Consider the following 21,123-nt stretch of genomic DNA (forward strand, 5'->3'; position numbering starts at 1 on the left):
AAACCTTCAGTGAAAAGTGATTGGCTGCCGGGTAAACAATCGGTAGATTCCGTGTTGTTTCCGTTCCGGCAACAGATAAAAACTATACACAGGTTCTTGGGCACTTACAAATCGAGGGGCCGCGTTCTAGGTCACATTCATTTCGCTGTTCTAGTCTGGGCTCATGAGCGACCTGCAAAGACTCCTTGGATACCGTGAACCCATCTTCAATGCATCTATGGCTGGCGCGGCTGGCGGCGCCTTGGCTGCAGCTGTTTCCCACGCGGGAGGTGTAGGGATGATCGGTTCGCCTGCAACTCCCACAGCTGACTGGATTGAACAGCAAACGCAATTCGTTGAATCCCTGAGTACTCCATGGGGCGTCGGCTTCATGGCCTGGGCGCTGGAAACGGATCTCTCCCCGCTAGAGGCCTTCTTGGAGTTCGGGCCCTCGTTGGTGACCTTGAGCTTCGGCGATGTCACCCGGGCCGCGGCGGTAGCCCATGAGGCTGGAGTTCTGACCGCCATGCAAGTAGGCAATGCGGCAGATCTGGAACGCGCGATGGCTGATGACATCGACATCATCATTGCCCGTGGCGCAGAAGGTGGCGGACATGGCCGCAATGAAGCCGGAACTCTGCCGCTGCTGCAGCTGGCAACCGCCCAGCACCAGAAGCCTGTGGTGGCGGCCGGAGGCATCGGCACTGCGCGAGGTATCGCCGCGGTGCTGTCAGCTGGCGCGGAAGCTGCCTGGATCGGGACCCGTTTCCTCTCGGCAGCAGAGTCCAACGGGCACGGGAACATGAAGAGCGCAGCACGCAATGCGGGCCTGGATGACACTATCTATACCCGCGCCTTCGATCTCGCCCAGCAATTGCCATGGGCGCCCGAGTTCGGCGGACGGGCGCTGCGCAATGAGTTCAGCGACAAGCACGCGGATCTTTCCAGCTGGGAGCCGAACGATGCGCTGCGCGAGCAGATGGATCAGGCCCGCTCCGAAGCGCTGACGGACATAGCCCCGGTCTATGCCGGTGAGGCAGTGCAGTTCGTTGGCGCCGAGCAGCCCGCCGCCGAAATCATGCAGGAGCTGTGCGGCTTCCGCCAGGTCCTCGGGCAGGCTGCTCGACGCTTTGCCTAGATCGGCTGGTTGTCGATCAGACGGACGTTGCCCACCTTCGCCGCGACAAGGATCAAGCCCTCGCCGGTGAAGGGGGTGTCCTGGCAGTTGAATGCCAGTTCCTGCAGGGTATCCGGGTCAACGACGGCGAAGTAGTCCAGCTCCACCAGCGGGGCCATCTGGTACATGCCGATGGCATCCTCGATGTACAGCGGTTCATTGCGTGCCGCACGGTCGGCAACCAGCTGGATCGAACGGTGCAGCACCAAGGCTGCTTCCTTCTCTTCCTCGCTGAGCAATGCATTGCGGCTGGAAAGCGCCAGGCCTTTCGGGCTGCGCACGATCGGCACCGCACGCAGTTCTACCGGATAGTCCAGGTCGGCAACCATGCGGCGGATCAGCATCAGCTGCTGGGCATCCTTCTGGCCGAAGTAGGCGCGGTATTCGCCCCGACGCGGGTCGGTCAAGTGCAGCAGCTTGGCGACTACGGCCAGCATGCCATCGAAGTGGCCTGGACGCGAGGCGCCTTCATACATTTCGCCCAGCGCGCCGGAGCTCAACTTCACCAGCGGAAGGCCGGCATGGTAGATCTCGGAAGCGTCCGGGGCAAAGACAAGATCGACGCCGGCGGCCGCGGCCAGCTGCACATCAGCGTCGAGCTGGCGCGGATAGTTGGCGTAGTCGCTGGCATCGTTGAACTGCAGCTCATTGACGAATACGGAGATGACTACCAGTTCGTTTTCTGCGCGGGCGGCCTTGAACAGCGAAGCATGTCCGCGGTGCAGGGCTCCCATAGTGGGCACGAAGCCCAGCGATCCCGGGTTAGCTGCGGCAATAGCAGCCTTCAGCTCGGCACGGGTCTTTACAATCTTCGGGGTTTTCACGCTTCTATTCTAGAACTCGCAGAAGCTCTTCCAGCGTGCCTTGGGAGATCAGTCCGCGTTCTGCGGCGCGCAGCGCGGTAGCGCGCGAGAGGCTCCGATAGGAATTGTTGGTTTCCGCCGGGGCGTCGGCCAGCGCCTGCAGGTGCGCGGTGACCGTTCCGCTATCGCCTCGTGCTACCGGGCCGGTCAGTGCGCCCGCGCCGGAACGCAGGGCATTATCCAGGCTCGCGTACATCAGGGCGCGCAGGGTATTGGATGGTTCTTCCACGCCGATCCGGCGCAGGATGTCCGCCGATTGCGCCGTGATGGTGTTCAGGTGGTTTGCCGCATGGGCCAGGGCCGCGTGGTAGCTGGCACGATCCTGCTCGGCGATCACCACCGGCTCCCCGCGCATTTCCACCACCAGCGCCTGGGCTACCGGGAGGATGGCCTCGTCCGCGGTGACCGCGAAGACGCAGTCGGTCAGGCGCTGGAGGTCCATGCTCATGCCGGTGAAGGTCATGGCCGGGTGGATTGCCAGTCCAAAGGCGCCAGCATCCAAGGCCGGTTGCAGGATCGAGGTGCCGTACCGCCCGGCGGTGTGCGCGATCAACTGCCCGGCGGCGATATGGCCGCCCGCTGCCAGTCCGGACACCAGTTCGCCGAGCACGTCGTCGGGTACCGCAAAGAGCACCAGTTCGCTGCGGCGCAGGATTTCTGCTGGGTCCAGCAGTTCCACGCCGGGCAGCAAGGCGTCGGCGCGATCGCGCGAATCCTCCGAGACGGCGTGGATTCCGGTGATCCGGTGTCCGCTGGCTGCCAGCGCCGCACCAAGCACGGTGCCTACCTTGCCGGCGGAGATGATGCCGATTCCCAAGCGTGGTGCGTCCACTTCTACCTTTCAACCAGGCGCCGGGTTTGCGCCCGAATAAATTCTGCTGCGGTGTCCGCATCAATCTGATGCAGGTATCCGATGATGTTTCCGCCGGCACAGTGCAAGCGGACACCGGCCAGTTTACGTCCTTGCTCCCACGGCCCCTGGCCCCAGCTCATGCCCTGCACCCGGTTATGCGGCACGAAGCTGGCCTGCCGGGCCAGCCAGCCATACCGGGAAATCACCGTGGTGCCGGTGGCCAGGAACGCCTGGTGCTTCCATGCCCCGGGCGATAGCGGCTTGGCGCGTTCCGGGGAGCCGGTGAAACCGTGTTCGCATCCGGTGCTCACCGCGGTGGCCAGCACCTCGCGCTGGTTGGCGACGCCAAGATCCGGCAGCAGGATCCCCATGATTCGGGCGACCGACTCGAAGTCGCCCACCGGGAGCACCTGCAGGTTATCCGCGTCATCGCTCTTGGTGCCCAGCACGTTGACTTCCACCTTGTACCAGCCCAGCATCCGCCAGAAGAAGGGTGCCGTCACCGAAATGGCCTGGACGCGGCCGGCAGGAATGGAGTGCTGGCGGGTGTCAGCCAGTCCGTAGCTGATGCGCATGCCGGTGTCCGAGGCGCTGGCGGTGAAGTTCCAGCCCTGGTTCAGCTGCTTGTAGTAGAAGCTGCCGAAGGCCAAGGCCGCGGGGACCAGGGCCGCGATGATTCCGTCGACCCCGGCAAGCCAAAGCACCAGCATCGCCAGACATGCGAGCACCCCGAACATCACCGGCAATTGCAGGAACATGGAGCCAATCAGGCGCCCAATGGGCACGTTGGCCATCAGCGGCAATGCGTCCGCGGCGGCCTGCGGCTGGGCTGCCGCGCAATCCGCCGCGTCGTGGGAGCCGCTTTCTTGGGCAGCGGCAGGTTCTTCGCCGCGGGCCCGCTCCAGGATGACCACGCGCAGCGCGTGGGCATCGGCCTTGCGCAGGAAGGAAAGGCGCAGCACCGACTCGGAGGAATCGGCCACGTCAAAGCGCAGTTCGGCGAGACCCAGCAGCCGGGCTACCAGTGGCTGGGCAATGTCTATGCCTTGCACCTTGTCGATGCGCGCCTGCTTCTGGCTGCGGAATAGCATCCCGGAATTCACGTACACGTGGGTGCTGGTGAGCTTGTAGCGGGTGAAGTACCAGGAAAGGAAGTAGAAGATGAGCACCACGGCCAGTGCGATGCCGGCGCCCGCGACGGTCCACATCAGCCTGGTGCCGGAGAAGCGCTCCGCCCAGGACAGGTCGTCGGTGTTCTGCCAGTAGATGTAGCCCAGGCCGATGATGGCCAGCCAGCCGTGGACGAACGGGCTGGCTGGATGCACCCGCTGCCATGGCTCGGCACTGTCTCCGGTGGCCAGTTCTTCGGCCTGGCTCATAGCATTTTCTCTTCGCCGGCGGCCACAAGCCGTTCGCGCAGGGCCTGCCCTTCGCCCTCGGGCAACCCGTAGACGTGCGCGGTGGCAGCGCTGCCGGCGGTGTTCAGCGTTAGCTGGCATAGCCCATAGCGGCGCTCCAACGGCCCGCTGTTGACCTCGACGTATTGCATGCGGCCGTAGGGAATGACCACCTGCTTGCGCCACATCACCCCGGAGCGGACGATGAAGTCTTCTTCGCGTTCGAGATAGCCCAGTGCGGCGACCTGGCGGCGGATGATGCGCAATGCCGGCAACGCGATAGCCAGCACCAGCAGGACCGGGGAAATCACCAGCCACAGCGGGACGCCGACGCCGGTGACTGCCAGCACGGCAGGGACCAGGGCCGCCAGCAGGAACAGGCCCCAGGTGATCACCCAAGTGGTGAACTTGACCTTGGCGTAGTCCCGGTGGGCTGGGGTGAAGTTATTCGGTGACCACGGAGTCGCTGTTGCCATCGGTATCCTCTGGAGGTAGTTTGCACAGTTGCTGAACAATATACCCAATAATCACCATGAGGACACCAGCACCAGTCAGCACTAGGCCGCGGGTCAGGGTGGGGGTGATCCCAGTGGCCGCCCAGAGGGTGATGATGGCCGGAACATGCCAACCGGCAATCACCGCACCAGCATACGCCGAGGCCTGGGCCAGAACCAGGGTACGAGCTGCGGCGATCGGCTCGAAGTCCGATTTGCCCAAGGTGGAGCGCTTCACGCGGATCCCCAGGAACAGGATCACCGCGCAGACTGCGCCCAGCGAGTACAGGGCGGAGTAGTCCAGCACCGGCGCGTACCTGCCTGCCGCGGTGAGCAGGCGCAACGCGATCCAGCCGGCCACGGCCCCGAGCCCGGCGCACCAGAGCAGCCAGCGCAGCTTCAGCTTGGCCATAGCCGTATGATGTCCTTCGTATCGGCAGCTTCGGCGGCCAAACGGGAAACCAGTTGCCCGTTCAGCACCGCGTCCGGATCCATCCAGCTCCACGGGGCCAGCACGAAGCCGCGGATCGCGGCGCGCGGATGAGGCAGGGTCAGCCGCTCATCATCCAGGTTCAGCTGGTCGTAGGCGATCAGGTCCAGATCCAGGGTGCGCGCTTCCCAGCGCACCTCGCGGGTGCGGTGGTGCTTGGCTTCTATCCACTGGCACAGATCCAGCAGCTCATGCGGGGCCAGCCGGGTACGCACCTGGACGACCTGGTTGGTGTAATCGGGCTGTTCCGGCGGACCGCCTACCGGCTTGGTGATGGCCAGCGGGGAAACCTTGAGCAGCTCGACTTCTGCGCCGAGGTCCTGCACCGCGGCGGCCAGGGTAGCCTGCGGATCACCCAGGTTGGCGCCCAACGCGATGATCGCGGTGTGCTGCTTCTGGTGCCGCGTCAGCGAGATGGTGACATCGGTGAACGGTACCGGGATTGGAGCCTGCGGCTTGTGCACCACCACGTCGATGGTGAACACGCCCGGGTAGGCGGCGAGGATCGCCTCGGCGATTTCGCTGCCCAGCTTCTCGATCAGGTCCCACGGGCCGGCCTGGATCTGCTGGACTACCAGCTCGCTGACTTCGCCGTAGTGCACCGTGTCAAGAACATTGTCGCTGGCTGCCGCACGTGAGATATCCACGTGCAGCACCACGTCAATGATGAATTCCTGGCCGTCGCGCTTCTCATGGTCGAAAACGCCATGGTAGCCGGTGGCCGAAATTCCGTAGATGCTAATGCGATCCATAGGCCTGCACGACTTCAATGGCGTCGCGGTTGCCGGTGACATCGTGCACGCGCACTGCCCAGACCTTGTCGCGGGCGCCCAGCACGGTGGTCGCTGCGGTCGCGGAATCGCGTTCCATCGGCGCGCGGCTCTTGGAACCCTCGGCCAGCAGTTCGCCCAGGAAGCGCTTGCGGCTGGTGCCGATCAGCACCCGGTGGCCCAGCTCCTCGATGGCAGGGACGTTGGCCAGCAGCGCCCAATTGTGCTGCGCATCCTTGGCGAAGCCCAGTCCCGGATCGATGATGATCTGCTCCGGGGCCACGCCCTTGGCGACGAATTCATCGCGCAGCATGCGCAATTCGCCGATGACCTCGGTGACCACGTCCTGGTAGTTGGCCTCGGAGACCATGTCCTGCGCGGTGCCGCGGCGGTGCATCAATACGTAGGGGACGCCGGTTTCCGCGATCAGCTCCGGCATGCCCGGCTCATAGGTCAGGCCGGAAACGTCGTTGATGAGGTGCGCGCCGGCGGCGATGGCCGCGCGGGCGGTGGAGACATGCATGGTGTCCACGGAGATCACCGCGCCGGCCTTCACCAGGGCTTCGATGACCGGGATGATGCGCTCGCGCTCCAGGGCAGGATCCACGTTCGTGGCGCCCGGGCGGGTGGATTCGCCGCCCACGTCGATGATGTCGGCACCCGAGTACAGCAGCTTCAGGCCCTGGTCGATCGCGGCATCGGCGGACAGGTACTTCCCGCCATCCGAGAAGGAGTCCTCGGTGACGTTCAGGATGCCCATGACCAGGGTGCGGCCGGTTGGCAGGTCGGCCATGGTCTTCTTGCTGGACTTGCGGATCACCGGCAATGGGCTGGTGTTCGGGCCGGTGCCCGGGATCGCTCCAAGCGACATGGGGGTTCCTACTTTCCGAGGATCAGGCTCATGGCTTCGGCACGGGTGGCGGTTTCCCGCAGCTGCCCGCGCACCGCACTGGTCACGGTCTTCGCGCCGGGCTTTTGCACCCCGCGCATGGACATGCACATGTGCTCGCATTCAACGACGACGATCGCACCGGAGGGGTTCAGGTGCTCCACGAGGGCATCGACGATCTGGGTGGTCAGGCGCTCCTGGACCTGCGGGCGGCGGGCGTACACCTCGACCAGCCGGGCCAGCTTGGACAGGCCGGTGACCTTGCCGCCCTTGCCCGGGATGTAGCCGATATGCGCCGAACCGTAGAAGGGCACCAGGTGGTGCTCGCAGGTCGAGTAGAACGGGATGTCCTTGACCAGCACCATCTCATCGTGCTCGATGTCGAAGGTGGTGGACAAGTGGTCTGCCGCTTTCTGGTGCAAGCCGGCGAAGAACTCCGCATAGGCCTTGGCCACCCGCTTCGGGGTGTCTACCAGGCCGTCGCGGTCGGGATCCTCGCCAATGGCTTCCAGGATCTCGCGCACGGCTGCCGCGATCCGCGGCTGATCAATCTCTTGTAGTTCACTCACGCTTCGATCCTAGTCGGTCGAGGAAGCTGCGCGCTCCTTGGGGCTTAATATCGGGCCCTCTTGGTGCACCGGACGGGCCTCGTTGCTCAGCCAGACTTCGCGCTTGTCGCGCTTTACCAGGTCGGAGAAGATCTCGGCGATCTCCTTCTGGTTCAGCGTCTCGCGCTCCAGCAGCGCCAGGGCCAGGCGGTCGAGCACATGGCGGTTGGCCATCAGCGCCTGGTAGGCGTCGTTGTGCGCCTGCTCGATCAGCTCGCGCACTTCCTGGTCCACCAGGTGGGCCATTTCGTCGGAGAAGTCGCGGGAGGCGGTGCCCATGCCCTGCTCGGCAGCCGAGCCGGCCAGGCGCACTGCGCCCACCTTCTCGCTCATGCCGTATTCGGTGACCATCTTGCGCGCGGTGGCGGTGGCCTTCTCGATGTCGTTGCTGGCGCCGGTGGACGGATCGTGGAAGACGATCTCCTCGGCGACGCGCCCGCCCATGGCGTAGGCCATCTGGTCCAGCAGCTCGTTGCGGGTGACCGAGTACTTGTCGGATTCGGGAACCACCATGGTGTAGCCCAGCGCGCGGCCGCGCGGCAGGATGGTGATCTTGGTGACCGGTGCGGTCTGGTTCATGGCCGCTGCCACCAGCGCGTGGCCGCCCTCGTGGTAGGCGGTGACCTTGCGCTCGTGCTCGTCCATCAGGCGGGTGCGCTTCTGCGGGCCGGCCATGACGCGGTCGATGGCCTCGTCCAGGGCGCGGTCGTCGATCAGGTTAGCGTTGGAGCGGGCGGTGAGCAGCGCGGCCTCGTTGAGCACGTTGGCCAAGTCGGCACCGGTGTAGCCCGGGGTCTTCTTCGCGACGGCGTTCAGGTCCACGGTGGCATCCATCGGCTTGCCCTTCACGTGCACGGCCAGGATCTGCTCGCGGCCCTTCAGATCCGGTGCCTCCACCGGGATCTGGCGGTCGAAGCGGCCCGGGCGCAGCAGCGCCGGGTCCAGCACGTCGGGGCGGTTGGTCGCGGCAATCAGGATGACGTTGGTGGTGGCGTCGAAGCCGTCCATCTCCACCAGCAGCTGGTTCAGGGTCTGCTCGCGCTCATCGTTGCCGCCGCCGATGCCGGCGCCGCGATGGCGGCCGACGGCGTCGATTTCGTCAACGAAGATGATCGCCGGGGAGTTGGTCTTTGCCTGCTCGAACAAGTCGCGAACGCGCGAGGCGCCCACGCCGACGAACATCTCCACGAAGTCCGAACCGGAGATCGAGTAGAACGGTACCGCCGCCTCGCCGGCTACGGCCTTGGCCAGCAGGGTCTTGCCGGTGCCCGGAGGGCCGTAGAGCAGCACGCCCTTGGGGATCTTCGCGCCCAGGGCCTGGAATTTGGCTGGTTCCTGAAGGAATTCCTTGATTTCGTGGAGTTCCTCCACGGCCTCGTCGGCGCCGGCGACATCCTTGAAGGTTACCTGCGGCATGTCCTTGGTGATCAGCTTCGCCTTGGACTTGCCGAACTGCATGACCTTGGAGCCGCCGCCTTGGGAGCGGGCGAGGATGAACCAGAAGATGCCGGCGATCAGCAGGAACGGGATGATGATCCCGAGCATCGACAGCAGCCAGTTGCTTTCCACCGGCTGGTCGGTGAACTTGCCCAGGTTGGCCTTGTTGATCTCATCGACCACCAGTTCGGCACGGGCGGTGGAGTAGTAGAAGCTCACCGAGGTGCCCTTGTCCACGCCATCGACCTTCAGCGAGTCGCGCAGCTTCAGATCCACGCGCTGGTCGCCGTCGAACATCTTCGCTTCGGTGACATTGCCGCTGGTGAGCTGGTGCAGGCCTACGGAAGTGTCCACCTTGGCCGAGTTATTGCCGAAGACCATCGGCAGGAACAACACCACGGCGACTACGCCGACCAGGACCCAAATGATCCAGCTGTTAAAAAGCTTCTTCTTTTTCATTGATCCGACAGGCCCCGCGCCTGGCGCATCCCCCTCACGCACTGCTCTGGCGTCCGGGTCACGCCACCTTCGATATTTCTCAACGCCCCATTGGCGAGAAAAGTTCCCTACTGGTAAATATGCGGGGCCAAGGTGCCCACGCAATCAAGGTTGCGGTACTTTTCCGCGAAGTCCAGGCCGTAGCCCACCACGAATTCGTTCGGGATGTCCATGCCGACGTACTTGACGTCGATTTCCACCTTGGCTGCTTCCGGCTTGCGCAGCAGGGTGCAGATTTCCACCGAGGCCGGGCCGCGGGATTCCAGGTTGGACTTCAGCCAGGACAAGGTCAGGCCGGAATCGATGATGTCCTCGACGATCAGCACGTGCTTGCCCATGAGGTCGGAATCCAGGTCCTTGAGGATGCGCACCACACCGGAGGACTGGGTACCCGAACCGTAGGAGGACACTGCCATCCAGTCCATGGTCAGGTGGGAGTTCAGTGCGCGAACCAGGTCAGCCATGATCATCACGGCGCCCTTGAGCACACCTACCACGAGGATGTCGCGGCCTTCGTAATCCTTGTCGATCTGCGCGGCAAGTTCTTCCACGCGGGCCTGGATTTCTTCCTTGGTGTACAGAACGTGCGCAAGATCGGCTTTGACTGCATTGGAATCCACGAGAATTCTCCTGATTCTAGAGGTGTGGTACTTACCTAGAGTGCCACATTTAGCGGAAGGTTGTTTAGCCGGTTGTGGTGAAAACGATCACCGATTGCCGCCGGAAGGCGCTGATCCTGCCATCCAGCTGCACAGGACCAGCTGATTTGGACTTGGGGACGCCGAGCCCGGCCAGCGCGCACAGCGCCGCCGTTCGCTCATGGCCCACATTCCTGGCCCCGGCTTCCATGGCGGCCAGGCGTAATACTCGCGAGCTGATGGCCACCGGCAGCTTGGCCAGGTCCGGGATCGCCAACCCGTGCTCGTCCTTGGCCGCTTGGGCCCATTCGTCGAGGGCTTGGGCGTCGGCGGCGGCCAGGCTGGCGGTGCGCGCCAGTGCTTCGGGAACATGCTCGCCAAGTTCCTCGCGCAAGAAGGGCAGGATCCTATGGCGGATGAGGTTGCGCTTGTACCCGGTGTCCGCGTTGCTCGGATCTTCCCAGTAGCCAAGCCCCGCCTGCCGGCAGATTTCCTCGGTTTGCGCCCGGGACAGTTCCAGCAGGGGGCGCCGGTAGGCTCCGCGCCGGGCAGGGATGCCGGCCAGCGAGCGGGTTCCCGATCCGCGCAGCAGCCCCAGCAGCACCTGCTCGGCCTGGTCGTCGCGGGTGTGGGCGAGCATCAATGCCTGCGCGTTGAACTGCTGCAGGGCTGCTTCAAAGGCCTGGTACCTGGCCGTGCGGGCCGAAGCCTCGTCATCCGAGGTCTCGACCTGGAGCACCGCCACCGGGTCCAATCCCAGCTCGCGGCATTGCCCGGCGGCTCGTTCGGCCGCCTGGGCGCTGCCGGGCTGCAGGCCGTGATCGATAACCACGGCGCCGAAGGAAGCGGGCAGCGTCGCCGCGGCAATGGCCAGGGCTAGCGAGTCGGCACCGCCGGAAACCCCGATCAGGTTCAGCCCGGGCGCGCTGCTGGCACTGATGGCGGCGCGGGCAAGGTGAAGGGCGCGGCTCATCGGGTGCGGGCCAGCCAGCGTTCCGGGTCATCGAGTTCCCCGGCGCTCGGGAACATCTCGCGGGCGGTGAAGATTTCGTTGAAGCCCTCGTAGCCGATCGCGTCGACGATATGCCGCACGAATTTTGCCCCGCGTTTGTACTGCAGCGCCTTGGCATCCAATCCCAGCAGCTTGCCCAGCAGGATCGCCAGGGCCGAACGGTTCTCGCCACGGGCTTCGAAGCGGCGGCGGATGGTCTTGATGCTGCGGATCGAGGTGACATCGTTCATCACGACCATGGCGTGGCCTTCGAGCACCGACATGATGCTGGTCAGTTCGCTGACCTCGGACTTCATGGACTTCAGGCGTTCACCCAGTTCGCCCATGGAGTGGGTGGTGCCGGCCAGCGGCTCGAAAGCCTCGGCCAGGGTCTGCTTCATGACCCCGGGAATCCAGGCAGCGTGCTCGAATTGCAGGCGGTGGGTCTGCTCGTGGGTGGCGATCCACAGGTAGAAGTCGCGGGCGTTCACATTCAGCTCGCCGCGGATCTGGGTGATGGTCGGGGCGTTGAGCAGCAGGCGCGGGCCGACGAACGGGTCGAACTGGCCCAGCACCCGGGTGCCCAGCACCGAGAGCACCGCGCCAAGTTCTGCGCCGGCAATCAAGGGGACCACCCCGGGGACGTCCTGGCGCGCTGCCGGGAGCAGGGCCGCGAAATTCTGGCTGACGGCCTTGGCCCAGCCGGACCGGTCCACCACCAGGGTCTGCGAGGGCGCGGAAGCAGCCAGCTTGGAAACCTTCTCGGCCTCCACCAGGCCTTCGCCGGCGGCGATGCGCAGTTCCTCGATGATCCGCGCGGCATCCTGGGCCTGGATCCCCGGCCCGGCGGGCATCAGGGTTTTCGCGGCCTTGGCCGCCAGCTTCCAATCGACGAACTGGTTCATTTGCTCCTCCTGCGGCGTTCAGCTCCGGCAGCCACAGCCACGGATGGCGGTGACAGCAGAGTCAATGGTTGGCTTGTGGGGTGCGAGTGTTCCGTTGGGCTGATCGGCATAGATCGAGAAGGCGAGCAGGCGCCCGTCTTCGGTCATGGCCATGCCGGTCAGCGTGGCCACGCCGGTGAGCGAGCCGGTCTTGGCGCGGACCAGGCCAAGTGTTCCGGCACCGCCCAGGCGGTTCATCAAGGTGCCGTTGTAGCCGGCGACCGGCAGCGAGTAGACGACCTCGCGCAATTCCGGCTTCTTGCTGGTGGCGGCCGAGCGCAGTACCGCGGTCAGCGCCGCGGGCGAAATACGGTTCCTGGCAGCCAGGCCGCTGGTGTCCACGAGCGTGTGGCCAGCAGCCCCATGGGCCTGGGCCACAGCAGCGACGGCGGCCCCTGCCTGCTCCCCGGGCATCTGGCGGTCCAGCGCCACCAGGCGGCCCATGGATTCGGCAATGTAGTTATCCGAAACCAGCAGCATGTGCTTGATGACATCGCGCAGCGGTGCCGACTTCACCTCGGTGATCTGCTCGCCCCCCGCATAGGGGCCGCGGCCACCCTCATCCACCTTGACCCGCTCGCCCAGGGCTTGGGCGAAGACCTTGCGGACCTGCGCGGCCGGGTCGGACTGGTAGGCGGTGCTGGTGCTTTCCCCGGCACGCCCGGCGTAGTGCGCAATCGGGTAGACCTGGCCAATGTTATTGGAGGTGAACAGCGACTTGTCCCAGGCGGGGTTGCTGTGCGCATCGCCGAACAGCGAGTCGTCCAGCCACAGCTTGACCTCGCTGATGCCGCGCTTTTCAAGTTCTTCGGCGGTCTGCTTGGCCAGGGTTGCCAGTCCTGCATAGCCCTTGGGGTGCGCCGGGTCCGATTCCCCGTCGCCCAGCAGCACATCTCCCCCGCCGCGCAGGATCAATGTGCCGCCATCGAGCAGCACGCTGGTGGACAGCTGGGTGTCGCCGCCGAGGGCATCGAGGGCCGCGATGGCGGTGACTACCTTCAGGCTGGAGGCCGGGGTGCCATTTATTTCGGAGTTCCTGTCATACAGGACTGTGCCCGTGGCCACGTCGACCACCTGGGCGTTGAAGGACGTCCGGTCGGGCTTGTCCGCCAGGATGCCATCCAGCTTCGCGGCGAGGATCCCGGGGTCCGGTTGCGCGGCGTTGGGGTCCAGGTCCCGCACGGCGACTGGGGATTTATCGGCCAGCTGCGCGCTGGCCGGGGTATAGAAAGCCTCGGGCTCTCCGGTGAAGAATCGCGGGGCCAGCAGCATCGCGGCAATCACTGCAACCATGGCAACAATCGCCACCCCCAGCGTAATAGCGCGTCGGGCGGCAGTGTTCATATGGTTACATTCCTCTCGCAGTTTTATCCATCAGGCGCAATGGGGCGATACCCTTATAGCGGATATCCCTAAGACTAGTTTAGGAGTGTGCTTTTCATGAGCCACGACGTGACCATCGAGATCCCCACCGGATCGCGCGTCAAGTACGAGATCGACCACGAGACCCACCGCCTGCGCCTGGATCGCGTGCTGTTCACCTCGATGCAGTACCCAACCCACTACGGCTACTTCGACGATACTCTGGGCGAAGATGGCGATCCATTGGACGCCATGGTCTTCATCCCGGGTGTTGACCTGATCCCAGGTGTTGTTGTCGAAGCACGCCCAATTGGCGTATTCAACATGACCGACGATGGCGGTGGCGATGCCAAGCTGCTGTGCGTTCCTGCCGACAAGCGCTTTGACCACATCAAGGAACTTGAAGACATCGACGAATGGCTGATCAAGGAGATCGAGCACTTCTTCACCCGCTACAAGGACCTGGAACCAGGCAAGTGGGTCAAGGCCGAGGGTTGGGAAGGCCGCGAGGCTGCCGAAGCCGAGCTGGCTCGCTCCATCGAGCGTTTCAAGGCCTAGCCACTAGGCTCAAGCCGAACATGGCGGCGACCCCCGAATCGGGGGTCGCCGCCATTGCTTTTGCTGCCGGTTCACTGACGGAGACCCGGACCTGCCCGGCGCTAGGCTTCAGGCAGCATTCCGCTGAGCACATCTTCCTGCGCGGAAACTTCCAGGGTCTGCACGTCCTTGAGTTTCCGCTCCACCGCACGGGTCCGGGTACCGGCATCGCGCACCGTGTTCTGCGCCGTGGCCAGCTGCTTGCCCAGCTTGTCCCAGACATCTCCGTACTTGCGGAACTCTTCCTTGGCCGCCGAGAGCACCTGCCACACCTCACTGCTGCGCTTCTCAATGGCCAGTGTCCGGAAACCCATTTGCAAGGAGTTCAGCAGGCTCATCAGGGTGGTCGGCCCCGTGACCAGCACCCGGTGCTCGGCCTGCAGCTTGCTGGCCAGCCCCGGGCTGCGCACAACCTCGGCGAACAGCCCCTCGGTGGGCAAGTACATGATGGCGAAGTCGGTGCTGTACGGCGGGGCGATGTACTTGCTGGAGATCAGCTTGGCCTGCTCAAGGATCGCCCGGTCCAGCGCCTTGCCCGCAGCGGCGATGACGGCCTTGTCGCCGTGCTCCTGGGCATCGAGCAGGCGCTCGTAGTCCTCTTGCGGCAGCTTGGAGTCGATTGGCAGATAGATCGTTCCGGCATCCCGCCCGGGCAGGATCACCGCGAACTCCACGACCTCGCGGCTGCCGGGCACGACCGCCACGTTCTGCTCGTACTGCTCTGCGGTGAGGATGTCTTCCAGCTGGCGCGAAAGCTGCACTTCGCCCCATGAACCACGGCTCTTCACGTTGGTGAGCACGCGTTTCAGCCCGCCTACATCCTGGGCCAGGCTCTGCATTTCCCCCAGCCCCTTCTGCACCATTTCCAGCCGCTTGCTGACCAGTTCAAAGGATTCGCCCAGCCGCTTCTCCAAGGTCCCCTGGAGCTTCTCGTCCACCGTCTCGCGCATCTTCTCGAGTTTGGCTTCATTGCCCGAGCGCAGTTTCTCCATTTCTTGCTGGAGCAGCCCCTGGACCTGCAGATGGCGGTTCGCATTGGCTTCTGCCATCGCGGTCAGCTTGGCGTCGATCTCGGTACGCACTTCGCCCATCCCCTGGCGCAGTTCGGTGCGCTGGGTCCCCAGTTCCTGCCGGAGCTCCGCATTAGCAGCACGCACCGAGTCCTGGATCTGGGTGCCATCAGAGCCGGATGTCCTGCGCACCAGCAGCAAGGCAATACATGCCGTTGCCAGAATATTCACGATGACGAGTACAAAAACCGCGATTACCATGAGCACCTAACCAAGAACTGTCGAGCGGACCATTGCCTCAGTCCTATCAGCGGACACCGACAGTTTGGGTCCATAATGGGCCCATGCATATTTTGGTCACCGGTTTCGAGCCGTTCGGCAACGACGAATTCAATGCCAGCCAGGAAGTCGTTTCCAGCCTTCCCAGGCAGCTGGGTGAGCATCAGGTCCTCACCGCCATGCTTCCGGTGTCCTTCGCGGCCTCCGGCAAAGCACTCGAATCGCTCTTGGCGAAGCACCAGCCCGATGCGCTGATTTGCGTCGGCGAAGCCGGCGGCCGGAATGCAATCACGCCGGAGCGATGGGCTTTTAACGAAGATGATGCCCGCATCCCCGACAATGATGGCGCCCAGCCACGGTCAGCCGCCATCAAGGCGAATGCGCCGGGACGCTTGGATGCCACACTTGATCCAGCAGCGGCCGTCCGCGCCCTGCTCGCCGCAGGCTATGAGGCAAGGGTCTCCGAGGATGCCGGGCGTTTCGTGTGCAACCACATTGCGTATTTGGCGTATTCCCAACCGGTCCCGGCATTGTTCATCCATGTTCCCGCACTGCGCCCGCCAGGGGTTCAAGCCACGGTTGGTGCTGAAACCGACGCATCGGCCAGCCAACCTCGGCCCGGGGACCTGAGCCAGCTATCGTCGGCCCTGGGCATTGCGATACTGGGAAGCCTCGCCCCCGGTGGATAGACTGCTTTCATGGAAGCGGTAATGGCACTGGACGGCCTGGAAGTTGGCATTCTGGTGCTGTGGGCGCTGGGCACGCTCTTTGTGCTGGTGCAGTTCCTCCGCGAACGCTGTGTGCGCACCGCCATACCGCTGGCCCTAGCCATGCCTATTCCCCTGTTTGGCGCCGTCTACTCGGTGGCCCGCTTGACCGGGATCATGATGAAACGAAAGCCTGGATCCGATAATGAATAGCAGTCCCACCCGCTGGATGGTTCTTTTTTCGCTTGCCATCGGCTTTCTTTTCATCGGAGCTTTCGCCCTGGTTGTCTCGGGGCTCGCCGCACCATGGCTGGACTGGGACTAGGAATGTGACCATCTGATACTTGCGGGATTACTGCCGGGGTTCAGCGCAGGGCTAGCCTTGAAGCATCATGACCCTGCATAATCTCACTCCGCTCGATCAGCTGCGTGCCGGAAAGCTCCCCCTGCGTCTTGCAAATCTCTTCATCGGCCTCATGCTTTTTGCGCTGGCCATGGCACTGCTGATCCGCGCCCAGCTCGGCGTGGATCCGTGGGATGTGCTTCACCTGGGCCTGGCCAACTACATTCCGCTGTCGCTGGGAACGATAGTGATCATCGTCGGCGTCGTGGTGCTGCTGGCCTGGATTCCGCTCAAGCAGTGGCCAGGATTGGGCACCGTCGCCAATGTGCTGCTCATCGGGCTTGGCCTGGACTTCTTTCTCTGGCTCATCCCTGATGTCCACGGGTTGGGCTGGCAGATCCTGACCATGGTTGGCGCCATCGCCGTCAATGGCCTTGGCGGCGCCCTGTACATCGGCTGCCATTTCGGCCCCGGCCCGCGCGACGGCCTGATGACCGGGCTGCATTTGCGCACCGGCAAATCGATCCGCCTGCTGCGCACCATTATCGAGGTGTGCGTGCTGGGGATCGGCTGGTTGCTCGGCGGTCCGGTGGGCGTGGGCACGGTGGCTTATGCACTGCTGATTGGCCCCGCTACGCAGTTCTTCTTCAAGTACACGACCGTTGCGCTGCCCGCCCAGCAGGGCGCGCCCAGCAGCACCCTGTCCTAGTTCCTCCTGATCCCGCCAGCCGGCGGACCAGCATCAGGCTGGAGCAGCACCGTTAGCCGCCAAGTGCCGCACAGTGCGCGACAAACCCGGTTGCACACGCAATACTTGAATCATGTTTGTCGTTGCGCTCAGCCCCCGGCCCCGCTCGGTCACCGATGTTGCCGCCGCCAGCGAGCAGCTCTGGCACCAGCTGGAACAAGTCGACACCCACGCGCCGTTCACCGCGCTCAGCGGGCAGCTGCTGCTCGGAGTGCCCAGTGACCCCGATGCCGCCGTCGACGCGCTGCTGCGCGTGGCACGGCTGAACTTCTGCAATATCGGGCTGGGTATCGGCAGCCTGTACGAGCCGGTGCCCGCAGAGGCCGACCTGGTCGAGGGCAGGGCGGCGCGGCGCGCGCTCGGCGCGCTGGAGGCGGCCAGCCACCGCGGCGAAAGGGTCCCGATCTGCGTTTCCTCGGGCAATGACGAGATGGACGGCGAGCTCGAGGGCCTGCTGCGCATGCTCGGACAGTGGATCCGCACCCGCACCGAGGCCGAATGGTCCGTCGTTGACCTGTTGACTCCCGGTGTGCGCGGGCAGCAAAAAGCGGTCGCCGGGATCCTGGGAATCACTCCCCAGGCAGTATCTGCGGCGATCGTGCGTTCGGGCTACAACGACGAGCTGGGCGCGCGGGCAGCGATCGCCCGGCTGCTGGAATACACCGACCAGCTCTAGAACCTGGTGCTAGCTGCCCAGCAGTCCTTCCAGGACGATGGCCAGGCCATCCTGGTCAACGCCTTCAGTCACGGCGTCGGCCACTGCCTTGACCTCATCCGGCGCTTGGCCCATGGCCACGCCATGTCCGGCCCACTGCAGCATTTCGACGTCATTCCGGCCATCGCCTACTGCCAGCGAGTCCTTTGAATCGAACTTCAGGATCGCCCGCAGCCGCTCCAGGCCGCTGGCCTTGGTGGTACCCTCGGCGGCAATATCCAGCCAAGCGGTCCAGCCCACCGAGTAGGTCACCCCGGAGAGCCCCAGGCTCTGCACGGCATGCCCGAATTCCTCGGCGGTGTTGTCGGTGGAGAAAACCACCACGCGCACGGCCTTGCTGTTAACCAGCTCGCCGAAATCAACGACCTTGCTCTCGGCGCCAAAGCTCATGTCGCCGAAGGTTTCGCTGGAAAGGAATTCGCCGCGCTCGTTCTCCAAGGCGTACTTGGCTTTGGGAAGCTGGTCGCGCAGCGCCTTGAGCGCTGTCGACGGATCGAAGATCTCGCGGTGCAGGATCTCGACTTCATCCTGGCACACCTTTGCGAGCACGCCGCCGTTGCTGACCACGACATAGCCATGGTCGATGCCCAGTTCCGCCATGATGGGCAGGGCCGCACCCAAGGAGCGGCCGGTGGAGATGATTACCTCATGGCCCTGGGCCACTACAGCCCGCGCGGCATCGCGCACGCGCTGGCTCATTTCCCCCTGGTGGTTGACGATGGTGCCATCCACGTCAAGGCAAATCATCAATTTTTGCTTGGTCAGCCGGTCATCGTTGCCGAGCTTAGTCATAACAGTCATGGCTCAAGTTAACCACCACCGCGGGTTTTTGGCGATGACCCAAGGCACAGCGCCAAGTGAACAACCGGTTAAAAGCATTTGCCGGCTGCCCGCGAGGGGCAGCCGGCAAATGGCCGGTCATTGGCTACTTGAGTACTTCGAGTCCGCCAAGGTAAGGCTGCAGCGCCTTGGGCACGTTGACCGAACCGTCGGGGTTCTGGTGGTTTTCCAGAATCGCCACGAGCCAGCGGGTGGTCGCCAGGGTGCCGTTCAGCGTCGCCACCGAACGGGTCTTGCCGGCCTTGCCGTCGATGATCTCGCGTTCGCGGATATTCAGGCGGCGGGCCTGGAAGGTGGTGCAGTTCGAGGTCGAGGTCAGTTCGCGGAAGGTGCCCTGGGTAGGAACCCAGGCTTCGCAGTCGAACTTGCGCGCGGCGCTCATGCCCAAATCCCCGGCGGCGGTGTCGATCACGCGGTAGGGAAGTTCCATGCGCCCGAGCATGTCCTCTTCCATGGCAAGCAGCTTCTGGTGCTCTGCTTCGGCGTCCTCGACGCTGGCGTAGACGAACATCTCCAGCTTGTTGAACTGGTGCACGCGGATGATGCCGCGGGTGTCCTTGCCGGCCGAACCAGCCTCGCGGCGGTAGCAGGAGGACCAGCCGGCGTAGCGGATCGGGCCGTCGGCCAGATCCATGATCTCGTCCGCGTGGTAGCCGGCCAGGGCCACCTCCGAGGTGCCGACCAGGTACATGTTGTCGCGCTCGAGCTTGTAGATCTCGTCGTCGTGCTCGACATCGAAGCCGGTGCCCTGCATGGTTTCGGGGCGGACCAGGGTAGGGGTGATCATCGGGATGAAGTCGTGCGCCATGGCCACATCCAGGGCCATATTCATCATCGCGATTTCCAGCCGGGCGCCGATGCCCTTGAGGAAGTAGAAGCGCGAGCCGGAAACCTTGGCGCCGCGTTCCATGTCGATGGCGTCCAGCTTCTCGGCGATCTGCAGGTGGTCCAGCGGCTCGAAGCCCTCGGCCTTGAAGTCGCGGGCGGTGCCCACGTGCTTGACGACGGTGAAGTCATCCTCGCCGCCGGCCGGGATGCCGTCGATGATCAGGTTGGGGATGGAACGCTGCAGTGCGGTGCACTTGGCGGAGGCCGCGTCGGACTCGGCCTGGGCGGACTTCACCGCGGCAGCGAGCTCCTTGACCTCGGCAAGCAGGGCGGCGCGCTCGTCGCCCTTGGCCTTGCCGACCTTCTTGGAGAACGCATTCTGCTCGGCACGCAGGCGCTCGTAGGTGGCGATGGTTTCACGACGTGCCGTGTCAGCTGCCAGCAGCTGGTCAATTAACGACTCGTCGGCACCGCGCGCGCGTTGCGAGGCACGGTACAAATCCGGATTTTCGGTGAGCATTTTCAGGTCGATCACATGTTAAGGGTAGCAATCATGAGTACGATGAGAGCATTATGCAGACAAATCGTGTGATCGTTTTCTCTGCCGTGGCTGCTGCAGCTGCCGCCGCGGCGACCAGTTGGTATTCGGTGCGCAAGCTTTCGAACTACAGCAAACCGCTGATCAAGCAGCCCGAAGCGGCTGAACAGGCAGCGGCTACCAAGGTGGCCCTGGTCATCAATCCTTCCAAGTCAGGTGCTGACGAAGCAAGGGAAGCCGTGGTCCGCGTCTGCGCTGAAGCGGGGCTGGAAGCACCGCTGGTCCTTGAAACGACCAAGGACAACGCCGGCCAGGATGCAGCCCGTGAAGCACTCGATGCGCAATGCGACACAATTATTGCCGCAGGTGGCGACGGAACCATCCGCGCCGTCGCGGAAGTGCTCGAAGGCACCGGCGCATCCCTGGGAATCCTGCCGCTGGGCACTGGCAACCTGCTGGCCCGCAACGTAGATATTCCGCTCGATGACCTGCACACCGCGGCGCTGGTGGCAGTGCGCGGGATGGTTCGCCGGATCGACGTCGGGCACATGAAGCTGCAGCTGCTGGACGGCAAGGAGGCGGATCATGCTTTCCTGGTCATCGCCGGCGTGGGCACCGACGCCGACCTGTTTGACGACACCAACGAAGAGCTGAAATCCAAGGTCGGCTGGCTGGCCTACTCGGAAGCCGGCCTGCGCCAGTTGCCGGGCCAGCGCAAGAAGGTCAGCTTCAAGCTCTCGGGCGACGAGAGCTGGCAGACCCGCAAGGTCCGTTCGGTGCTCTTCGCCAACTGCGGAAAGCTGCAGGGCCTGGATTTCGTGCCCGACGCCAAGATCGACGACGGCGTGCTCGACGCAGTGATCCTTTCTCCCCGCTCGGCCGCCGGCTGGACCTGGATCCTGCTCAAGACCGCATTCCGCGCCAAGAACAAGATTCCGGTGATGAGCTTCTACCAGACCTCTGGCGTGTCGCTGCGTTGCGATGAGCCGATGAATACCCAGATCGACGGGGACCCCACCGGCCAGGTCAACGAACTGCAGGTGTCCGTGAACCCGAGCGCCCTGCGCCTGCGCACCCCGTAGCGCATGCCGAAGGCCCGGCCGATTTCCCCTTGCGGGGAGCTAGGCC

General features: G+C 64.2%; 23 protein-coding genes. 7 read left to right on the forward strand and 16 right to left on the reverse strand.

The genetic code is table 11. The features are described from left to right. The first annotated feature begins 163 nt into the window (after positions 1-163). Positions 164-1,117 (forward strand): NAD(P)H-dependent flavin oxidoreductase, encoded by a 954-nt coding sequence (locus ACIP6G_RS09095; protein ID WP_400289632.1) that lies wholly within the window; start codon positions 164-166, stop codon positions 1,115-1,117. Here ACIP6G_RS09095 and panC read toward each other — a convergent pair. From panC to dacB, 13 genes are all read right to left on the reverse strand, one after another. Then, positions 1,114-1,980 carry a pantoate--beta-alanine ligase gene (gene panC, locus ACIP6G_RS09100; protein ID WP_400289634.1) on the reverse strand — a complete coding sequence of 289 codons (867 nt, stop codon included), beginning with the start codon at positions 1,978-1,980 and terminating at the stop codon, positions 1,114-1,116. The genes ACIP6G_RS09095 and panC overlap by 4 nt on opposite strands. Before the next feature lie 4 nt (positions 1,981-1,984). Then, positions 1,985-2,851: a DUF2520 domain-containing protein gene (locus tag ACIP6G_RS09105; protein WP_332595340.1), complete on the reverse strand. Its 867-nt coding sequence runs from the start codon at positions 2,849-2,851 to the stop codon at positions 1,985-1,987. A gap of 2 nt (positions 2,852-2,853) precedes the next feature. Then, on the reverse strand, positions 2,854-4,251 hold the full coding sequence (locus ACIP6G_RS09110; protein WP_400289636.1) for a PH domain-containing protein: 1,398 nt from the start codon (positions 4,249-4,251) through the stop codon (positions 2,854-2,856). Next, positions 4,248-4,745, reverse strand: coding sequence for a PH domain-containing protein (locus tag ACIP6G_RS09115; RefSeq protein ID WP_388024664.1), 498 nt, complete (start codon positions 4,743-4,745; stop codon positions 4,248-4,250). Before ACIP6G_RS09115 ends, ACIP6G_RS09110 begins: the two co-directional genes overlap by 4 nt. Next, on the reverse strand, positions 4,714-5,175 hold the full coding sequence (locus ACIP6G_RS09120) for a DUF3180 domain-containing protein (RefSeq protein WP_105658625.1): 462 nt from the start codon (positions 5,173-5,175) through the stop codon (positions 4,714-4,716). The genes ACIP6G_RS09115 and ACIP6G_RS09120 overlap by 32 nt, the downstream gene beginning before the upstream one ends. After that, positions 5,163-6,005 (reverse strand): 2-amino-4-hydroxy-6-hydroxymethyldihydropteridine diphosphokinase, encoded by an 843-nt coding sequence (gene folK, locus ACIP6G_RS09125; protein ID WP_166650737.1) that lies wholly within the window; start codon positions 6,003-6,005, stop codon positions 5,163-5,165. The genes ACIP6G_RS09120 and folK overlap by 13 nt, the downstream gene beginning before the upstream one ends. Continuing rightward, complete coding sequence (folP, locus tag ACIP6G_RS09130; RefSeq protein ID WP_105658627.1) at positions 5,992-6,894, reverse strand: dihydropteroate synthase; 903 nt, start codon at positions 6,892-6,894, stop codon at positions 5,992-5,994. Before folP ends, folK begins: the two co-directional genes overlap by 14 nt. Before the next feature lie 8 nt (positions 6,895-6,902). Further along, the gene (gene folE, locus ACIP6G_RS09135; RefSeq protein ID WP_286134348.1) at positions 6,903-7,481 is read right to left on the reverse strand and encodes a GTP cyclohydrolase I FolE; all 579 of its coding nucleotides are present in this window, start codon (positions 7,479-7,481) and stop codon (positions 6,903-6,905) included. Between the two features lie 9 nt (positions 7,482-7,490). Further along, positions 7,491-9,416 carry an ATP-dependent zinc metalloprotease FtsH gene (gene ftsH, locus ACIP6G_RS09140; protein ID WP_400289639.1) on the reverse strand — a complete coding sequence of 642 codons (1,926 nt, stop codon included), beginning with the start codon at positions 9,414-9,416 and terminating at the stop codon, positions 7,491-7,493. Positions 9,417-9,523: 107 nt separating this feature from the next. After that, on the reverse strand, positions 9,524-10,075 hold the full coding sequence (hpt, locus tag ACIP6G_RS09145) for a hypoxanthine phosphoribosyltransferase (RefSeq protein WP_105658629.1): 552 nt from the start codon (positions 10,073-10,075) through the stop codon (positions 9,524-9,526). A 64-nt stretch (positions 10,076-10,139) separates the two neighbouring features. Then, positions 10,140-11,066, reverse strand: coding sequence for a tRNA lysidine(34) synthetase TilS (tilS, locus tag ACIP6G_RS09150; protein WP_286134349.1), 927 nt, complete (start codon positions 11,064-11,066; stop codon positions 10,140-10,142). Then, the gene (locus ACIP6G_RS09155) at positions 11,063-11,989 is read right to left on the reverse strand and encodes a zinc-dependent metalloprotease (RefSeq protein WP_105662169.1); all 927 of its coding nucleotides are present in this window, start codon (positions 11,987-11,989) and stop codon (positions 11,063-11,065) included. The genes tilS and ACIP6G_RS09155 overlap by 4 nt, the downstream gene beginning before the upstream one ends. Positions 11,990-12,007: 18 nt before the next feature. Next, positions 12,008-13,372, reverse strand: coding sequence for a D-alanyl-D-alanine carboxypeptidase/D-alanyl-D-alanine-endopeptidase (gene dacB / locus ACIP6G_RS09160; protein WP_332487022.1), 1,365 nt, complete (start codon positions 13,370-13,372; stop codon positions 12,008-12,010). Positions 13,373-13,468: 96 nt separating this feature from the next. Between dacB and ACIP6G_RS09165 the strand changes: the two genes are divergently transcribed. Continuing rightward, complete coding sequence (locus tag ACIP6G_RS09165) at positions 13,469-13,948, forward strand: inorganic diphosphatase (RefSeq protein WP_105658632.1); 480 nt, start codon at positions 13,469-13,471, stop codon at positions 13,946-13,948. A 101-nt stretch (positions 13,949-14,049) separates the two neighbouring features. Here ACIP6G_RS09165 and ACIP6G_RS09170 read toward each other — a convergent pair whose 3' ends face one another. Beyond that, on the reverse strand, positions 14,050-15,258 hold the full coding sequence (locus tag ACIP6G_RS09170; protein WP_400289642.1) for a DNA recombination protein RmuC: 1,209 nt from the start codon (positions 15,256-15,258) through the stop codon (positions 14,050-14,052). An 83-nt stretch (positions 15,259-15,341) separates the two neighbouring features. Between ACIP6G_RS09170 and ACIP6G_RS09175 the strand changes: the two genes are divergently transcribed. The 4 genes from ACIP6G_RS09175 to ACIP6G_RS09190 all read left to right on the forward strand — a co-directional run bounded on the left by ACIP6G_RS09175 (position 15,342) and on the right by ACIP6G_RS09190 (position 17,750). Continuing rightward, positions 15,342-15,965: a pyroglutamyl-peptidase I gene (locus ACIP6G_RS09175; RefSeq protein WP_400289644.1), complete on the forward strand. Its 624-nt coding sequence runs from the start codon at positions 15,342-15,344 to the stop codon at positions 15,963-15,965. A 9-nt stretch (positions 15,966-15,974) separates the two neighbouring features. Continuing rightward, positions 15,975-16,196, forward strand: a complete 222-nt coding sequence (locus tag ACIP6G_RS09180) for a hypothetical protein (protein ID WP_133833724.1) — start codon at positions 15,975-15,977, stop codon at positions 16,194-16,196. 179 nt (positions 16,197-16,375) lie between these two features. Next, positions 16,376-17,035, forward strand: a complete 660-nt coding sequence (locus ACIP6G_RS09185; RefSeq protein WP_400289646.1) for a YitT family protein — start codon at positions 16,376-16,378, stop codon at positions 17,033-17,035. Positions 17,036-17,147: 112 nt separating this feature from the next. Then, on the forward strand, positions 17,148-17,750 hold the full coding sequence (locus ACIP6G_RS09190; RefSeq protein ID WP_105658637.1) for a hypothetical protein: 603 nt from the start codon (positions 17,148-17,150) through the stop codon (positions 17,748-17,750). 9 nt (positions 17,751-17,759) lie between these two features. On the opposite strand, the gene ACIP6G_RS09195 is transcribed toward ACIP6G_RS09190, so the two are convergent. Next, a complete protein-coding gene (locus tag ACIP6G_RS09195; RefSeq protein WP_400289648.1) occupies positions 17,760-18,590 on the reverse strand; it encodes an HAD family hydrolase in 831 nt (276 codons plus the stop codon). 124 nt (positions 18,591-18,714) lie between these two features. After that, on the reverse strand, positions 18,715-19,992 hold the full coding sequence (serS, locus tag ACIP6G_RS09200; protein ID WP_105658639.1) for a serine--tRNA ligase: 1,278 nt from the start codon (positions 19,990-19,992) through the stop codon (positions 18,715-18,717). A 38-nt stretch (positions 19,993-20,030) separates the two neighbouring features. Here serS and ACIP6G_RS09205 point away from each other — a divergent pair, with 38 nt between their 5' ends. Beyond that, positions 20,031-21,077: a diacylglycerol kinase family protein gene (locus tag ACIP6G_RS09205; RefSeq protein ID WP_105658640.1), complete on the forward strand. Its 1,047-nt coding sequence runs from the start codon at positions 20,031-20,033 to the stop codon at positions 21,075-21,077. Positions 21,078-21,123: the final 46 nt, after the last annotated feature.

Source organism: Glutamicibacter sp. NPDC088483 (assembly GCF_044753145.1).
In the GTDB taxonomy this organism is placed as follows: domain Bacteria; phylum Actinomycetota; class Actinomycetes; order Actinomycetales; family Micrococcaceae; genus Glutamicibacter.

Coding starts and splice junctions, on each gene's coding strand:
- ftsH (WP_400289639.1), bottom strand. CDS start 9,416: ATGAAAAAGAAGAAGCTTTTTAACAGCTGGATCATTTGGGTCCTGGTC.
- ACIP6G_RS09110 (WP_400289636.1), bottom strand. CDS start 4,251: ATGAGCCAGGCCGAAGAACTGGCCACCGGAGACAGTGCCGAGCCATGG.
- ACIP6G_RS09175 (WP_400289644.1), top strand. CDS start 15,342: ATGCATATTTTGGTCACCGGTTTCGAGCCGTTCGGCAACGACGAATTC.
- ACIP6G_RS09170 (WP_400289642.1), bottom strand. CDS start 15,258: ATGGTAATCGCGGTTTTTGTACTCGTCATCGTGAATATTCTGGCAACG.
- folK (WP_166650737.1), bottom strand. CDS start 6,005: ATGGATCGCATTAGCATCTACGGAATTTCGGCCACCGGCTACCATGGC.
- ACIP6G_RS09095 (WP_400289632.1), top strand. CDS start 164: ATGAGCGACCTGCAAAGACTCCTTGGATACCGTGAACCCATCTTCAAT.
- dacB (WP_332487022.1), bottom strand. CDS start 13,372: ATGAACACTGCCGCCCGACGCGCTATTACGCTGGGGGTGGCGATTGTT.
- ACIP6G_RS09195 (WP_400289648.1), bottom strand. CDS start 18,590: ATGACTGTTATGACTAAGCTCGGCAACGATGACCGGCTGACCAAGCAA.
- ACIP6G_RS09120 (WP_105658625.1), bottom strand. CDS start 5,175: ATGGCCAAGCTGAAGCTGCGCTGGCTGCTCTGGTGCGCCGGGCTCGGG.
- tilS (WP_286134349.1), bottom strand. CDS start 11,066: ATGAGCCGCGCCCTTCACCTTGCCCGCGCCGCCATCAGTGCCAGCAGC.
- ACIP6G_RS09165 (WP_105658632.1), top strand. CDS start 13,469: ATGAGCCACGACGTGACCATCGAGATCCCCACCGGATCGCGCGTCAAG.
- ACIP6G_RS09205 (WP_105658640.1), top strand. CDS start 20,031: ATGCAGACAAATCGTGTGATCGTTTTCTCTGCCGTGGCTGCTGCAGCT.
- ACIP6G_RS09155 (WP_105662169.1), bottom strand. CDS start 11,989: ATGAACCAGTTCGTCGATTGGAAGCTGGCGGCCAAGGCCGCGAAAACC.
- ACIP6G_RS09180 (WP_133833724.1), top strand. CDS start 15,975: ATGGAAGCGGTAATGGCACTGGACGGCCTGGAAGTTGGCATTCTGGTG.
- ACIP6G_RS09115 (WP_388024664.1), bottom strand. CDS start 4,745: ATGGCAACAGCGACTCCGTGGTCACCGAATAACTTCACCCCAGCCCAC.
- ACIP6G_RS09185 (WP_400289646.1), top strand. CDS start 16,376: ATGACCCTGCATAATCTCACTCCGCTCGATCAGCTGCGTGCCGGAAAG.
- folP (WP_105658627.1), bottom strand. CDS start 6,894: ATGTCGCTTGGAGCGATCCCGGGCACCGGCCCGAACACCAGCCCATTG.
- ACIP6G_RS09190 (WP_105658637.1), top strand. CDS start 17,148: ATGTTTGTCGTTGCGCTCAGCCCCCGGCCCCGCTCGGTCACCGATGTT.